Source organism: Parasphingorhabdus sp. (genome assembly GCF_039982415.1).
Taxonomy (GTDB): Bacteria; Pseudomonadota; Alphaproteobacteria; order Sphingomonadales; family Sphingomonadaceae; genus Parasphingorhabdus.
On sequence record NZ_JBDWYL010000006.1, the window covers coordinates 465,402 to 478,434 of the forward strand.

General features: G+C 51.6%; 13 protein-coding genes. 7 read left to right on the plus strand and 6 right to left on the minus strand.

All coding sequences use genetic code 11. From position 1 onward, the window contains the following. Positions 1-6: 6 nt before the first annotated feature. Positions 7-981: a HupE/UreJ family protein gene (locus ABJU74_RS07880; protein WP_348383595.1), complete on the plus strand. Its 975-nt coding sequence runs from the start codon at positions 7-9 to the stop codon at positions 979-981. 4 nt (positions 982-985) lie between these two features. Here ABJU74_RS07880 and ABJU74_RS07885 read toward each other — a convergent pair whose 3' ends face one another. The 5 genes from ABJU74_RS07885 to ABJU74_RS07905 form a co-directional block, all read right to left on the minus strand. Continuing rightward, complete coding sequence (locus ABJU74_RS07885) at positions 986-1,360, minus strand: DUF6768 family protein (protein ID WP_348383594.1); 375 nt, start codon at positions 1,358-1,360, stop codon at positions 986-988. After that, positions 1,347-1,910 (minus strand): RNA polymerase sigma factor, encoded by a 564-nt coding sequence (locus ABJU74_RS07890; protein ID WP_348383593.1) that lies wholly within the window; start codon positions 1,908-1,910, stop codon positions 1,347-1,349. Before ABJU74_RS07890 ends, ABJU74_RS07885 begins: the two co-directional genes overlap by 14 nt. 101 nt (positions 1,911-2,011) lie before the next feature. After that, positions 2,012-2,944, minus strand: a complete 933-nt coding sequence (locus ABJU74_RS07895; RefSeq protein WP_348383592.1) for an NmrA family NAD(P)-binding protein — start codon at positions 2,942-2,944, stop codon at positions 2,012-2,014. 124 nt (positions 2,945-3,068) lie between these two features. Continuing rightward, complete coding sequence (locus tag ABJU74_RS07900) at positions 3,069-3,833, minus strand: SDR family oxidoreductase (RefSeq protein WP_348383591.1); 765 nt, start codon at positions 3,831-3,833, stop codon at positions 3,069-3,071. Positions 3,834-3,921: 88 nt separating this feature from the next. Further along, positions 3,922-4,563, minus strand: a complete 642-nt coding sequence (locus ABJU74_RS07905) for a glutathione S-transferase (RefSeq protein WP_348383590.1) — start codon at positions 4,561-4,563, stop codon at positions 3,922-3,924. A 133-nt stretch (positions 4,564-4,696) separates the two neighbouring features. Between ABJU74_RS07905 and ABJU74_RS07910 the strand changes: the two genes are divergently transcribed. The 3 genes from ABJU74_RS07910 to ABJU74_RS07920 all read left to right on the plus strand — a co-directional run bounded on the left by ABJU74_RS07910 (position 4,697) and on the right by ABJU74_RS07920 (position 7,433). Continuing rightward, positions 4,697-5,293 carry a phosphoribosyltransferase family protein gene (locus ABJU74_RS07910; RefSeq protein ID WP_348383589.1) on the plus strand — a complete coding sequence of 199 codons (597 nt, stop codon included), beginning with the start codon at positions 4,697-4,699 and terminating at the stop codon, positions 5,291-5,293. Continuing rightward, positions 5,290-6,324 (plus strand): adenosine deaminase, encoded by a 1,035-nt coding sequence (locus ABJU74_RS07915; RefSeq protein WP_348383588.1) that lies wholly within the window; start codon positions 5,290-5,292, stop codon positions 6,322-6,324. The genes ABJU74_RS07910 and ABJU74_RS07915 overlap by 4 nt, the downstream gene beginning before the upstream one ends. Positions 6,325-6,413: 89 nt before the next feature. Continuing rightward, positions 6,414-7,433: an NAD-dependent epimerase/dehydratase family protein gene (locus ABJU74_RS07920; protein WP_348383587.1), complete on the plus strand. Its 1,020-nt coding sequence runs from the start codon at positions 6,414-6,416 to the stop codon at positions 7,431-7,433. 6 nt (positions 7,434-7,439) lie between these two features. Here ABJU74_RS07920 and ABJU74_RS07925 read toward each other — a convergent pair whose 3' ends face one another. Continuing rightward, complete coding sequence (locus ABJU74_RS07925) at positions 7,440-8,015, minus strand: NADPH-dependent FMN reductase (protein WP_348383586.1); 576 nt, start codon at positions 8,013-8,015, stop codon at positions 7,440-7,442. Positions 8,016-8,196: 181 nt separating this feature from the next. Here ABJU74_RS07925 and ABJU74_RS07930 point away from each other — a divergent pair, with 181 nt between their 5' ends. The 3 genes from ABJU74_RS07930 to ABJU74_RS07940 all read left to right on the plus strand — a co-directional run bounded on the left by ABJU74_RS07930 (position 8,197) and on the right by ABJU74_RS07940 (position 12,990). Next, positions 8,197-9,357, plus strand: a complete 1,161-nt coding sequence (locus ABJU74_RS07930; protein ID WP_348383585.1) for an acyl-CoA dehydrogenase family protein — start codon at positions 8,197-8,199, stop codon at positions 9,355-9,357. A gap of 173 nt (positions 9,358-9,530) precedes the next feature. Then, positions 9,531-10,745: an acetyl-CoA C-acetyltransferase gene (locus ABJU74_RS07935; RefSeq protein ID WP_348383584.1), complete on the plus strand. Its 1,215-nt coding sequence runs from the start codon at positions 9,531-9,533 to the stop codon at positions 10,743-10,745. Positions 10,746-10,800: 55 nt separating this feature from the next. Continuing rightward, complete coding sequence (locus ABJU74_RS07940; RefSeq protein ID WP_348383583.1) at positions 10,801-12,990, plus strand: 3-hydroxyacyl-CoA dehydrogenase NAD-binding domain-containing protein; 2,190 nt, start codon at positions 10,801-10,803, stop codon at positions 12,988-12,990. Positions 12,991-13,033: the final 43 nt, after the last annotated feature.

Sequence of the window (13,033 nt, forward strand, 5' to 3'; positions counted from 1 at the left end):
ATTTGCATGGCCTGCGCTGTCCTGCTTTCGACGCCGGCGGCTCATGCCGATGAATTGCGCCCCGCATATCTCGAAATGGATCAACTTTCTCAAAGCGAATGGACGATCCGATGGAAAGCCTCTGCGCAGTCGCGCTTAGGCCGTAAAGGCGAAGCACAGATTCCCCAGATATGCGAAAATATTGGCGAAGCAAATCGCCGCTTTATTGACACCAATATTGTGACTGATCAAAAATTGCGCTGTGATGGTCCGATCGCGGGTCAGACAATTGGCCTGAGCGGCTTGGCCTTGTCGACGACCGATGCCTTGGTTCGCATCAAACCGCTGGACGGTGAAATCCAGACATTGCGCCTCACGCCTGACGCACCCTCGGCAAAAATTGCCAAAGGCGATGCGATCACCAACGTAGCATGGACCTATGGCCTGCTCGGGATCGAACATATTTTATTGGGCTTTGATCATCTTCTATTTGTGGTTGCACTGGTGCTGTTACTCAAAAGCGGCTGGCTGGTGACCCAAACTGTGACCGCATTTACACTCGCCCATAGCCTCACACTGATCGGAACAACCCTGGGGTATTTCTCGCTCCCATCCCAACCGGTCGAAGCGATTATCGCCTTGTCGATAGTCTTTCTCGCTATGGAAATCATCAAAGCGCAGCGCCATAATCCAGACGATGGGCTCAGATTGTCGGAACGCTATCCTTGGATTGTCGCCTTTCTTTTTGGCTTGCTGCATGGTTTTGGGTTTGCCGGAGCGCTTGCCGAAATCGGCCTGCCGCAACAGGCCATTCCGATGGCTTTGCTCACCTTCAATCTCGGCGTTGAAATCGGGCAATTGGCCATAGTCGCCGCCGCTTTCTTGATATTGGCGCTGATCCGTAAGGCTCGCCAGCAGTGGCTTCAACCAACCAAATTGGCCGCTTCTTATGGCGTTGGCATTATTGCCACCTACTGGTTTATTGAGCGCATGATTGCTTAACGGCTCAGTTTTCCCGTTCGCTCAATTGAACCACCCGCAATTCCAAAGCTTTCAACTCGGTCAATACCGACAATAAATTCATCCGTTCGAACAGCCAGTTTTTCGAAAAACCCACCATCATGAACAGGACGATAACGGCCGCAGACCATAAGATGGTTTCGCGAAGTTCGACGGCATGAAATGCTTGCCATCCGGAATAAACCGTCGCGATAAACATCAAAAAGGTCGTGAAGGTGATCAGATAAGACCAAAATCGCATCGGCCCTTGCAGCGTCGCGCCCAATTGCTCGAACAATCCTCGTCCATTTTCCAGATCAGACAAAAAGGCTTTATCTTCCGCACTGAGACTTTCGTCCCATTCACTCTTAAACATGCTCATGTTTTTCTCCTTCAGTGTGATTGTCTAAAGCCGTCTGCAATTGACGGCGGGCATAAAATAGTCGGGATTTTGTTGTGCCAACGGCGGTCGAGGTGACTTTTGCTATTTCCCGCATTGTCAGTCCTTCCTGAAAATACAGGATAGCAGCCACCCGGTGATCAGTGCCCAATTGCGCGAAAGCTTGATCCAGCGACACCTTGTCTTCGCCGCGCGGTTGGATCACAGCCTCATCTTCACCCCACTCCATATTCTGACTACGATGACGAATATTATGGCGAATGCGATCGGTGCATTTATTGTGCAGAATCCGATAGGCCCAGGCCGGGAAACGCGCTGGATCTTTGAGTCCAAACCATCCTCTGCAAATACCGCTCCAGGCTTCCTGCACGGCTGATTCGGCTTGATCCCGGTCGCGCAACAGGCGATAAGCTGTCCGCAGCAGCCGTGGGTACCAGCGCGCCGCCAACCGTTCACCGGCCCGCCTGTCGCCTGCCTGCAAACGGCGTAACAACAAGGCGTCAAAAACTCTATCTGTATCACTATAGCGCATGTACAACCTAAATGACCTTTACCCCGATAGTCGCGGAAAAGGTCAAAAAGGTTCATTTGCAGGTGTTTTTAATCGCCTGACGCGCGGCGCGCTCTGTCCAATCAGCCCGCGGGTGGCCGATGGGCATCGTCAGACCAATCCTGTCGGACCGCCCATTGTTCGAGTGTTTCAAACTCTACTTCTGGCAAACGCTGCTGCATAAAATCCGTACAAACCTCAAAGGGTTTGGTTTCGGACTTGTTGTTAAATTCGTAAAACGCGGCAATCCCGGCCGACATTGTCGCCCGATTTTCTTCCGGCACATCATCGCCAAAGGCGTTGACCAGCAAATCACCAAATTCCGTCGGGGTACACGGGTCATATTTGATTTCGCGGCCAAAAACTTTCGACAAAATTTCTGCAACCTGGGGCGGTTTAATACGCTGCGGCCCACCAATGTTCATCCATGATCCCTCAAAATCAGGGCGCTCCATGGCTGCCACCATACATTTGCCGACATCATCAAGGCTGATCCAATTGGCTTCAAGATGCGCTTCATGGGGATAAACATAACGGCTTTCGTTGACGATAAACGGCCGCGCCCAATTGGTCAGCAAATTGTCCATGAACAAAACCGATCCGAAAATAGTCGCTGGCACGCCAGAACGAAATATCGAATTTACCGCAATGGTATTATTGCCATAGGTAAAGGGTTCGCCCGGCCGTTCCGGGATCCAGCTGGATGTATTCCAGATAAACCGCTTACCTCCTGCCTGTTGTACCGCCGCTGCTACACGTCCGGTCAATGTGGCACGGTCTTCGCGGGCTTGCAGCGGATGCGTGTAAAAGACCGCATCCGAGCCTTCAAAAGCAGGCACCCAGGTTTCCTCATCATAAAGGTCAAATATTCGGGCTTCGTCCGCAATGTTGCTGCCGCCCAGATCCGGGGTTTCACTGCGCGAAAGCGCGCGAACCCGGTGGCCGGTCGCGCCCAATTGTCGAATCTGCGCCAAACCTTGACGCCCGGTTGCTCCAACGACGGATACCAATGCCATTTCGAATCCTCCTTTATGATTTGCGGAGGAAGCTAATCGCATGGGCAGCTTCGCCCAATGCTCCATTTTATCAGGCCATTATTGTTAGGGCGTAGAGATGATCCCTGCGGCCATTGCGCAATGGCTAAGCCTTGAGCTGCGCTTGCCAGCGCTGCATGCCGGTAATCCAGCGTTCCGGATCGCTGCCTTTTTGTTTGATATAATCGGCAACCTGAGGATGCGGCAGAATCAGAAAGCGCTCTTCCTCAATCGCTTCCAAAGTGATTTGCGCTACAGCTTGCGCCGACAACATGCCGTCTTTGGCCACTGTCGATGTGTCAATATCTGCCGTCATTGCGGTGGCGACACCTTGCGGACAGAGCACAGATACTTTCAAACCATCGTCCCCATGGGTGATGGCCAGCCATTCAGCAAAGCTGACCGCGGCATGTTTGGTCACCGAATAGGGCGCGGACCCGATTTGCGCGAGCAGGCCCGCTGCAGAAGCGGTGCTCAATATATAACCGCCGCCACGTGCCAGCATTTTTGGAACCAAGATACGTGCCGCGCGAATATGGGCGAGGACATTAATATCCCAAATCGACTGCCAGGCCTCATCCGCAACCTCGACGCCGCCTTCCATAATGATCCCGGCATTGGAAACAAACAGGTCAATCGGGCCAATATCCGATTCCACCATTTCAATCAGCGCGGCAATATCCGCTTCCTTGGCGACATCGGTCTGAATGGCCGTTCCGCCGATAGCCTCTGCAACCGTTTGAGCGCCTGGTAGATCACGATCAGAGCATATGACATGCCGAGCACCCGCGCCGGCAAAACAATCCGCCATCGCCGCTCCTATGCCGCTGGCTGCGCCGGTAACCACAATGATTTTGTCTCTTATATTCATAAATTTTCTTTCCTGCCCATGGCACTTTTCGATTGGGATTGCATCCTCTGTTCAGAGTGGATTGCTCGGCCCTAAACGCGGCGGCAAACTAGCCGTTTTGCGACGGAGCAAAATTATAGTCTCCGCCTTTTTCGAGACCGCGCTGATAAGCGGGGCGCGCTTGGAGCCATTCGACAAATTTCGCCAGCTTCGGATAAGCTTCGGCGCCGCCTTGTGCCATGGCAACTTCGGCTGGAAAGCTCAGCATAAAATCCGCAGCGCTGAGGCTGTCTCCGACAAAATGTCCAGAGGGATGCAGTTGACTCTCCATGAAGGAAAAATGGCTGGCTAGCTGTTCGTTGATACGCGGCATTAATGGAGCGCCAGCGTCTTCCAATCTGCCAACATAGAGGTTGAGCAATATCGGGGTCATCGCCGACCCTTCCGCAAAATGGAGCCATTCAAGATGCTGGATATAATCGTCCGTATCGCGCGGTGGAACAAATTGATCGCCGCCATGATGAGCGCATATATATTCGACATTCGCACCGGACTCGATGATCATCCGGCCATTATCCTCGATCATCGGCGCTTTGCCCAGAGGATGCAGGCTAGTCAGACTGGGCGGTGCCAAATTGGTCTCGGCATCGCGCTGATGGTGCCGGATTTCATAGGGTCGGCCAATTTCTTCGAGCAGCCATAAAATCCTTTGAGATCGGCTATTGTTGAGGTGATGGACAATCAATGACATTGTGGCTCTCCGGAAATTTTGGTTTAAGATGCTTGCAACACCGGTTATCATTCCCTGCATAGAGCGCGCATGATTTTATCATAGATATTATTTCACCCTTTCCCATTTTAACCAGCCGAGAGCCGCTTCGAATATGACCATCACGAAAACCTATATTTCTGCTGATCAATTGCTGTCTGATAGCTTCCGCTTGGGCATGCAAATTTTCAACAGCGATTTTGCGCCAACCCATATTGTCGGTATCTGGAGAGGCGGCGCACCGGTTGGTATTGCTGTCCAGGAAATATTGGAATTTCACGGCGTCTCGACGGATCATATCGCCATCCGGACCTCCTCCTATAGCGGTATAGATAAACAGGAACGATCCGTTCGAGTCTTTGCCTTGGGCTATCTGATCGATACTCTGAATCCAGATGACAATTTGTTGATTGTCGACGATGTTTTTGACAGCGGCCGCAGCATCGAAGCCTTTTTGAAAGAATTGAGCGAGCGGTGCCGGCACAATATGCCCAAAGATGTTCGGGTGGCGACGATTTACAGCAAACCCTCGCGCAACAAAACTGATTTGCATCCCGATTTTTTCATCCATGAAACCGAGGACTGGTTGATTTTTCCGCATGAACTGGACGGGCTGAGCAAAGCAGAAATATGCGATAACAAAGCGGACGCTGCGATTATTTTCGGAGAAGAAACCGTTTCCCCACCCCAGATAGTGAAGAACAAGCTATGAGTTTTACCTCCCCAGACCAGCGCCAAGCCTTTATTGCCGGCATTCCCAAAGCAGAATTGCATTTGCATATTGAAGGCTCGCTCGAGCCAGAAATGATGTTTGCTTTGGCGCAGCGCAATCAATTGGAAATCCCCTTTGCATCCGCCGATGCAGTGCGCGAAGCCTATGCGTTTTCAAATTTGCAGGATTTTCTCGACATTTACTACCAAGGCATGAATGTTCTACGCACCGAACAGGATTTTTATGATCTCACATATGCCTATTTCCAGCGCATTGCCGAAGACCATGCCATACACGCGGAAATATTTTTTGATCCACAAGGCCACACCGAACGCGGCATTGCCTTTTCAACCGCGATTTCTGGCATATTGCGCGCGATGGAGGATGCGCAATCAACATTGGGCATTAGCAGCCAGTTGATCATGTGTTTTCTGCGCCATCTGTCTGAAGACGATGCGTTTGCCACATTGGAACAAGCCCGGCCCTATCTCGATCACATTGCCGGCGTGGGATTGGACTCTTCCGAATTGGGTCACCCGCCATCGAAATTTACCAATGTCTTTGCCGCCGCGCGAAAATTGGGTTTGAAGGTCGTTGCTCATGCCGGGGAAGAAGGACCGCCAGATTATATTTGGGAAGCGCTGGACCTACTCAAAATCGATCGAATGGATCATGGCAACCGGTCGCTGGAAGATACAAAGCTGATCAAAAGACTGCAGGATAATCAGCTGGCCTTGACGGTTTGTCCCTTGTCGAATCTGGCCTTGTGCGTGATTGATAGGCTGGACGCGCATCCCTTGAAGAAAATGCTCGATCTCGGTCTGCGTGTCACGATGAATTCCGATGATCCGTCTTATTTTGGCGGCTATTTAAATGACAATTATGAAGCCACAGCTGCGGCCCTCAATTTGAGCAAAGATGATATTATCACCCTTGCTAAGAACAGCTTTCGCGGGTCGTTTTTAAAGCCGGATGAAATTACCGATGCGCTGCAGAAAATTGACCGCTATGTCGCGGAATTTGAACATTGATCCAATGTATGGCGGCGGTTGGTTAGCTATATTTACTTTTTGCTGTTACCACACCAGGCAAGGGTTAGGGCTGACAAGGAAATGGCGGTATGAGCCAGCAACTTAGCGACGCAAAGCGTACCGATCCGGTTCTGGTAACCGGTGCAGCCGGTTTTATCGGCCATGCCGTTTCCAGCCAATTGATCGCAAGGGGCGAAACCGTCATCGGCGTGGACAATCTCAACGATTATTATGATCCCAAATTAAAAGCCGCGCGTTTGGAAAATTTGCAGACACTGTCCGGATTTGACTTTTACCCTATGGATATTGCCGATGCCCCTGCGGTGGCGGCTTTGGTGCAGGATCATGGGGTAAAGCGGATAGTGCATCTCGCGGCGCAGGCGGGGGTGCGCTACAGCATTGACAATCCATTTGCCTATCAAAAATCAAATTTGGAAGGCCATTTAAGCCTCTTGGAGGCCAGCCGCCACGCAACCGATTTTGAACATCTTGTCTATGCATCTTCAAGCTCGGTTTATGGCGACAAGCCGATGGGCGGAAAGGGATTTGTCGAGGAGGAACCAGCAGTGGCGCCCGTCTCTCTCTATGCAGCGACTAAACGATCCTGCGAATTGATGAGCCATTCCTATGCCAAGCTTTATGGATTTCCGCAGACCGGATTGCGCTTTTTTACCGTCTATGGCCCATGGGGCCGTCCGGACATGGCCTATTTTGGATTTACCCGGAAGATTCTCGCGGGTGAAGCGATTGAAGTATATGGTGAAGGGAAAATGGCCCGGGATTTCACTTATATTGACGATATCGTCGATGGCATCCTCGGCGCCCTCGATAATCCGCCGGAATCGGGTGATCACCACGTTCTCAATATTGGAGATAGCAGGCCCGTCGGCTTGATGGAAATGATCGAGACGCTGGAAAAAGCTTTGGGTGTGGAAGCGAAAAAAATCATGCGCCCGATGCAACCCGGGGATGTCACGGCAACCTATGCCGATATATCCAAATTGCACGCGTTAACGGGCTATGAACCCAAGATCATGCTGGAAGATGGATTGATGCGGTTCGTGCAATGGTACCGTGAATTTTATGATGCTGCGCAGCCCGCAGGTTGATCGCGTTTAATATTCCCGCCGATGAGAGCCGCGCATGACCTGTTCGGCGACCAAATGCAGCTGCTCATTCACCGTTTGATCCGTACATAGTCCGTCTTTAAATATGCCGCCCGAAGCGTTAATCCCGACGCCCAAAGGTGTCGGCCAGCCGCGCAATGCATGCACAATAGAACGCATCGCGGCCAATGTGGATCCAGTGGCCTGCCAACCATAAGCGGTGACGATCAATCCCACCGGTAATCCATCCAGATAAACACGCGCATCGCCCGAGGTTTCCTCAATATAATCCACGGCATTTTTCACCAAACCCGAAATCGTCCCATGATAGCCGGGGCTAGCGATAATGATACCGTCTGCTCGGCGGACCGCTGCAACCAAAGCTTTGCCCGTATCGTTCAAGCCGGCCGGGTCTGACAGATAATGCGGCAGGGCGCATAAGCGCGACGAGCCAAATAATTCGGTCTCGGCGCCGGCATCAGACGCAGTTTTCAAGGCAATGGCTAGGGCTTGCTCTGTCGAGGAATAGGGATTGGTGGTGCCACCGAGGCCCAGAATGAAGGGTTTGTCATCATTTTTCGCCATGGCTACTCTTAACAAGCCTTTTCAACAGATTGCAACGACCAAGAGTCTTTGGCGGACATGACAAAAAGAACAGGTTGCCGGGCATGGAGTCACGTGTTTTAATTGACCAGTTAAACCAGAATCGGTATCGGCTGTCTCAGACAGTTGATCACCAAACACGAATCAATGAAGGATTTCTTCCATGCGTAAATTTACCGAAGAACAGCATATGTTCCGCGATGCCTATCGTCGTTTTCTCGCCGATGATGTCGCCCCGCGTATGGATGAATTTCGCGAAGCGGGAATAGTGGACCGCGACATATTCAAAAAGGCTGGTGATCAAGGCTTTCTGATGGTTTGGCCGGATGAAAAATATGGCGGAATGGGCGATAATGACTTTCGCTATGAACAAATTATCATTGAAGAGACCACCCGGGCGGGCTGCGCGGAATGGTATAACACGCTGCACAGCCGTCTGGTTGGACCCTATTTCAAGAATATCGGAAACGAGGAACAGCGCGAACGCTTCCTGCCCAAATGCGTCAGCGGCGAAACCATCCTTGCCGTCGCCATGACCGAGCCTGGCGCCGGCAGTGACTTGTCCGGCATGAAGACGACCGCCACAGATAATGGCGATCATTGGGTGCTGAACGGGTCCAAGACATATATCTCCAACGGCATCAACGCTGACGTCGTAATCGTTGCAGCTAAAATAGCTGGCGTTGACGACAAGCATGCGATGGTGTTGCTGATTGTCGAACGCGGCATGGAAGGTTTTGAACGCGGCCAGAATCTAGAAAAAATTGGTCTGCATGCTCAAGATACGGCCGAGCTTTTCTTTAACAATGTCAAAATTCCAAAAGAGAACCAGCTCGGAACACCGGGCAAAGGCTTTATCCATCTGATGGAAGGCTTGGCCGAAGAACGTCTGATCGCGATGGTCGGCTATGCCGCCTCGGCCCGCCGCGCGTTTGATGTGACGCGTGATTTCGTGATGGAACGCGATGTCTTCGGGAAAAAACTCAGCGACATGCAAAACACCCAGTTTAAAATGGCCGAAATGGACGCCAAAATTGACATGCTGCAAACATATGTCGATCATTGTGTCGAAGTGCACAACCAAGGCGGTCTCAACGCCAATATCGCCGCAAAAGGCAAGATGCTGGGCAGTGAAATTGAATGGGAAATGGCAGACCTTGGTCTCCAATTACATGGCGGCGCTGGCTATATGAAAGAATATGAAATCAGCCGCATCTTCACCGATGCGCGGATGAGCCGCATCTATGCCGGTAGCAGTGAAATCATGCGCTATATTGTTGGCCGCGATGTCTTCAGTCAGAAATATCAAAGCATTTTGGAATAAGCTTCTCGCTTGAATAGCCAAACCGTCTGACTAGACTGTGATCAGCAGCGATAAAGCTCAGGCGAGTCGCTCCAGTTTTTAATTTACGTTTACGTAAACTGCTTGACTGTGCTGCAGCGCAACATTAACTATGCACTTAATAGTTCAGACTTAATCAAAATAAGGAATATCGCATGACCGAAGCCTATATTTACGACGCTGTGCGCAGCCCCCGTGGCAAAGGCCGCAGTGATGGCAGCTTGCATGAAATTACCGCTCTCGATTTGGCATCCCAAGTCTTGGCGTCGGTCAATGACCGCAACGAGCTGGATGGACATGAAGTCGAGGATATTGCTTATGGTTGCGTGTCTCCGGTCGGAGAACAAGGCGCTGTGATCAGTCGCATGGCCGCACTGAAAGCGGGCTATGCAGATACCACGTCAGCCATTCAGGTGAACCGGTTCTGCGGATCCGGTCTCGAAGCGGTAAATATCGCTGCTGGTAAAATCAAATCCGGTGAAGCCGATCTCGCTGTCGGGGGCGGCGTCGAATCCATGTCGCGCGTGCCCATGGGCAGTGATGGATTAGGCGGCATGGCTGACCCCAGCCTGGTCTTTCAGGAATATTTTGTTCCCCAAGGTATTTCCGCGGATCTGATCGCGACCAAATATGGCTATAGCCGCGATGATGTTGATGCCTATGCCATGGAAAGTCAGAAGCGAGCCGCAAAAAGCTGGGAAGAAAATCGGTTTGAAAAATCCATTTTGCCGATCAAAGATGTGATTGGCGAAACCGTGCTTGATCATGATGAGCTGATGCGCCCGGAAACCGATATGCAATCTTTGGGCTCGCTCAACCCGGCCTTTCAAATGATGGGCGAACAAATGCCCGGCTTTAACGATGTCGCCATATTAAAACATCCTGATGTCGAGAAAATGAATCATGTCCACCATGCTGGTAACAGTTCTGGCATTGTCGACGGTTCCGCAGCGGTGCTGCTTGGCAATGAAGAAGCGGGAACCAAATATGGCTTGAAACCACGCGCGCGTATTGTTTCCATGGCTTCGATCGGATCCGAACCGACTATCATGTTGACCGGCCCTGAATTTGCCGCGCAAAAAGCGCTCAAGCGCGCCGGTATGGACGCCAGCGACATTGATGTTTGGGAATTGAACGAAGCCTTTGCTGCCGTTGTTCTGCGTTTCATGGAAGCGATGAATGTTGATCATAATGATATTAATGTAAACGGCGGCGCCATTGCCATGGGCCATCCTTTGGGCGCCACTGGCGCAATGATCCTGGGTACCGTGCTCGATGAGCTGGAACGGTCCAACAAACAAACCGCTTTGTCGACGCTGTGCATCGGCGGCGGCATGGGCATTGCCACCATTATCGAGCGAGTGAACTGATCGGCAGATCGCCTTTCCCACCCACTCCCATACCCTATTTAGCAGGATATAATTCATGACTTACGAAACACTCACCGTCGATATTGACAGCGACGGTATTGCCCTTGTCACCATCGATCTGCCTGGCCAGTCGATGAACGTCTGGAACGAAGGCTTGATGGCCGATTTTCCAAAATTTGTGGAAGAACTGATTACCAATGACGCGATTAAAGGCGCTGTCATCACTTCCGGCAAGAAATCCGGATTTCTAGCCGGCGCGGATCTGAATATGCTCGGATCGTCCAAGGCGACGTCGATGAAAGAAGCCTTTGATCAAGCCTGGGGCCTGAACGGCATTCTTCGGAAAATGGAAACCGGCGGCAACACCGCCAAAGATTTGCTGAAAGGCAAAGCCCACGCCAAACCGGTTGCTTGCGCCTTAAACGGTCTGGCGCTTGGCGGCGGTCTCGAACTGGCCTTGGCCTGCCATTATCGGGTTTGTGCCGATAATCCAAAATTGCAATTGGGTCTGCCTGAAGTGCAAGTTGGCCTATTGCCCGGCGGCGGCGGCACACAGCGCCTGCCGCGTCTCGCGGGATTGCAAGCCGCTGGCATGGCTATCATGATGGGTCAGCCGATGAACCCGCAAGCAGCACTAGCGCAAAAAATTGTCGACGAAGTCGTTCCCGCGGAAGATGTCGTCGCAAAAGCCAAAGCCTGGGTCAAAGCCAATCCGAAAGCCTCGGCTCCTTGGGATAAAAAAGGCTGGAAATTCCCTGGTGGTGCCGGTTCAATGGATCCGCGCGCCGTACCGCTTTATCTCGGTTCGTCGGCAATGGCGCTCAAACAAAGCAAAGGCAATTATGAAGCGGTCAAGGCAATCCTGTCTTGTCTCTATGAAGGTTCGATGTTGCCCATCGACACCGCGCTAAAAGTGGAAAGCAAATATTTCACCAAATTGCTTTCGGGGCCACAAGCCAAGAATATGATCCGAACCTTGTTCGTGAACAAGCAAGCGGCCGACAAAGGCGCGATGCGGCCCGAAGGCGTTCCGGCGACCGACCTAAAAACTGTCGGCGTTCTGGGTGCCGGGCTTATGGGGTCAGGTATCACCCATGTCACGGCCAAAGGCGGAATGAATGTGATTGTCCTCGACCGCAATATGGAGGAAGCCCAAAAAGCGATCGCCTATAGTCAGAAGATTGTCGACAAAGGCGTGAAGCGCGGCAAGATGACTCAGGAAAAAGCGGACGCATTCATGGCGCGGATTACGCCAACCGATAATTATGACGATTTGAAAGATGTCGACTTGATTATCGAAGCGGTGTTTGAGCGCCCCGATGTCAAAGCGGACGTGATCAAGAAAACCGAAGCGGTTATTGGCAAAGATGTGGTCTTCGCATCCAATACATCCACCTTGCCGATTACCGGTCTCGCAAAAAATAGCGAACGGCCAGATCAATTTATCGGCATGCATTTTTTCTCGCCGGTAGAAAAAATGCCGTTGCTGGAAATCATTCCTGGTGAGGAAACCGGTGACAAGGCTCTGGCGGTTGCGCTCGACTATAATGCTCGCATCCGCAAGACACCAATTGTCGTCAAAGATGTGCGCGGATTTTACACCAACCGCGTCTTCCCGCCTTATGCCAATGAGGCGACGATGATGGTGGCCGAAGGGGTTAATCCCGCCTTGATTGAAAATGCGGCCATTTCCATGGGCATGCCCATTGGACCGCTTGCCATTGTTGATGAAACCACCTTGCAACTGGGCTATGATATCATGACGTCAACCCAGGAAGAAATGGGTGATGCCTATGTACCAAGCGGGACTGAGGAGCTCATGGAATTGATGGTCAAGAAAATTGACCGTCGGGGACGGCGCTTTGGTGGCGGCTTTTATGAATATGCCGATGATGGCTCGAAAAAGCTCTGGCCCGGTTTGAAAGAACATTTCCCGCTCGCTGAAAACCAGCCGACGGTTGAAGAAGTCAAACAACGCTTGATGTATATTCAGCTTATTGCGACCGCTCAATGTTTTGACGAAGGCGTGGTGTCAGATCCGCAATCAGCCGATCTGGGTGCGATTTTCGGTTGGGGCTTCGCCCCTTGGACTGGCGGTCCGATGAGTCATATCGACACAATCGGCGTCGACAATTTTGTCCGGACCGCTGACATGTTGGCTCAAAAATATGGCGAGCGTTTCAAGCCTCCAATGAGTTTCCGCGCAAAAGCTGATGCTGGCGAAAGCTTTTACAAAGCCGCTTGATCAGCATAATATTTAAGAGAAAAGAGCTCCTTCGGGGGCTCTT

Coding starts and splice junctions, on each gene's coding strand:
- ABJU74_RS07880 (WP_348383595.1), top strand. CDS start 7: ATGGCCTGCGCTGTCCTGCTTTCGACGCCGGCGGCTCATGCCGATGAA.
- ABJU74_RS07885 (WP_348383594.1), bottom strand. CDS start 1,360: ATGAGCATGTTTAAGAGTGAATGGGACGAAAGTCTCAGTGCGGAAGAT.
- ABJU74_RS07890 (WP_348383593.1), bottom strand. CDS start 1,910: ATGCGCTATAGTGATACAGATAGAGTTTTTGACGCCTTGTTGTTACGC.
- ABJU74_RS07895 (WP_348383592.1), bottom strand. CDS start 2,944: ATGGCATTGGTATCCGTCGTTGGAGCAACCGGGCGTCAAGGTTTGGCG.
- ABJU74_RS07900 (WP_348383591.1), bottom strand. CDS start 3,833: ATGAATATAAGAGACAAAATCATTGTGGTTACCGGCGCAGCCAGCGGC.
- ABJU74_RS07905 (WP_348383590.1), bottom strand. CDS start 4,563: ATGTCATTGATTGTCCATCACCTCAACAATAGCCGATCTCAAAGGATT.
- ABJU74_RS07910 (WP_348383589.1), top strand. CDS start 4,697: ATGACCATCACGAAAACCTATATTTCTGCTGATCAATTGCTGTCTGAT.
- ABJU74_RS07915 (WP_348383588.1), top strand. CDS start 5,290: ATGAGTTTTACCTCCCCAGACCAGCGCCAAGCCTTTATTGCCGGCATT.
- ABJU74_RS07920 (WP_348383587.1), top strand. CDS start 6,414: ATGAGCCAGCAACTTAGCGACGCAAAGCGTACCGATCCGGTTCTGGTA.
- ABJU74_RS07925 (WP_348383586.1), bottom strand. CDS start 8,015: ATGGCGAAAAATGATGACAAACCCTTCATTCTGGGCCTCGGTGGCACC.
- ABJU74_RS07930 (WP_348383585.1), top strand. CDS start 8,197: ATGCGTAAATTTACCGAAGAACAGCATATGTTCCGCGATGCCTATCGT.
- ABJU74_RS07935 (WP_348383584.1), top strand. CDS start 9,531: ATGACCGAAGCCTATATTTACGACGCTGTGCGCAGCCCCCGTGGCAAA.
- ABJU74_RS07940 (WP_348383583.1), top strand. CDS start 10,801: ATGACTTACGAAACACTCACCGTCGATATTGACAGCGACGGTATTGCC.